Here is a 1,696-nt window from a genome sequence, read left to right as displayed (position 1 = left end):
CAGATTGTAGACAAAGTCACGTTTCAGGCGAACTGAAACGTGACTTTGTCGTTTTCGGGCCTTTAGGCGCTCTGCCCGAGCCCCTTTTCAGGCGGGCTGGGCGTTCTTCCATGCCCAGCCCGCCATCTTCTTGAGATTGAGGGCAGCAAAAGTAAGCATCGCCTGCATTGAAACTTTTTCAAGTCCCCGATAACGGGTCCAACGCATGCCATGCTTCTCTTTTGCGTCCGCGAACACGCGCTCGACCGTCTGTTTACGACGGTCATAGATGTTGCGGTTCAATTCCGTGTGGCGGAGGTCTTCGACCTCGTCCATATAGGGTTGCCAGAGGTGTCGCTCGATTATCCGCTGGTGCTTCTGGCTCTTCGTGCACTGCTCGAGCAGCGGGCAGTTCACACAAACCGCGGGATTCGAGACGTACTTGCGTTTCCCCTCGCGCATCGTCGTACTGTACGTTAATAACTCGTTGTTTGGGCAGATGTAGACGTCATGGTGCTCGTCGTAGATGAAATCCTTGGTCTTGAAGGCGCCCTTCTTACCCTTCGGGCGAGTGTATGGGAAGACCGGCAGGATCCCACGGTCAATCAGCAGCTTGGCAATGGCCGGATTTTTATAGGCGGAGTCGGCAGCGACGGCGAACGGTTGAATCAGGCGGTCGGAGACCTTGTCGAGCAGATCGGGGAACGCTACACTATCGTGCACGTTACCCGGTGTGACGATAGCACCGAGCACGAACCCATGGGCGTCGCTCGCCGCATGGACAGAGTAAGCGAACTGCTTCTCACGCTCACCTTTTACGTAATATCCACTCTCAGGGTCTGTCGTGCTGACCTTGATTTCCTTCGTCTCCTCCGCCTGATTCTTTTTTGGCCCTAAGGGCTTCTTTCCACTTTCTTCGCGGTCTCGCTCGACCTCGGCATCGAGTTGTTCCTGATAGTGTTTCACCTCTTGCCGGACGGTCTTCTTGACGAGCTTCCGCTTGTTTGCGTTCGCTTTGACGTGTGTCGAGTCTACGAATAGGACGGCGCGATCGATGAACCCTGCGTCCGCAGCCTGTTCAAGGATATGATAGAAGATGTCGTCGAATAAGCTCGTGTACTGAAACCGACGCACATAGTTCTTCCCGAACGTCGAGAAATGTGGCACCTTGTCCGTGAATCCGAACCCGAGAAACCAACGGTATGCGACGTTCGTCTCGATCTCACGAATTGTCTGTCGCATGGATCGGATACCGAACAGGTACTGAAGGAAGGCCATCTTGATCAGGACGACAGGGTCGACGCTTGGCCGGCCACGGTCCTCAGAATATAAGTCCTCCACGAGCGGATAGATGAACTCAAAGTCGATCACCGCCTCGATTTTTCGGACCAGATGGTCCGCTGGCACAAGCTCGTCGAGCGTGACCATCTCCAGTTGTGTCCGATTGGTTTCCGATTCTGTTGATTTCCTGATCATCCGATTCGCCTCCATAATTGTTTCTATATCTCTCATTATAAAAAAGCGACGACGGTACGAAAAGAGAGATTGATGCGTGGGCCGACTGCGGGCACGGCGAGACTTCCAGGGGATTAGCAAGCAAAGGGAGACCCAGCAGCGACAAAGTCGCGATGCGGCTCCCTGCTTGCCCCCAGAAAAGCGAGCTGTGCCCGGTCGGGCAAATAAAAAAGACTGCAGACAATGTTTTGTCTACAGTCTG

General features: G+C 54.0%; 1 protein-coding gene. It reads right to left on the bottom strand.

Translation table 11 applies throughout. The features are described from left to right. Window positions 1-87: 87 nt before the first annotated feature. A complete protein-coding gene (locus KNP78_RS15500; RefSeq protein WP_214794160.1) occupies window positions 88-1,455 on the bottom strand; it encodes an IS1182 family transposase in 1,368 nt (455 codons plus the stop codon). Window positions 1,456-1,696: the final 241 nt, after the last annotated feature.

Source organism: Exiguobacterium sp. s28 (assembly GCF_018618135.1).
In the GTDB taxonomy this organism is placed as follows: Bacteria; Bacillota; Bacilli; order Exiguobacteriales; family Exiguobacteriaceae; genus Exiguobacterium; species Exiguobacterium mexicanum_A.
This window is presented reverse-complemented; position numbering and strand designations above follow the sequence as displayed.

What these genes read in the sequence shown, in the direction of transcription:
- KNP78_RS15500 (WP_214794160.1), bottom strand. Translation starts at nt 1,455, where the DNA reads ATGATCAGGAAATCAACAGAATCGGAAACCAATCGGACACAACTGGAG.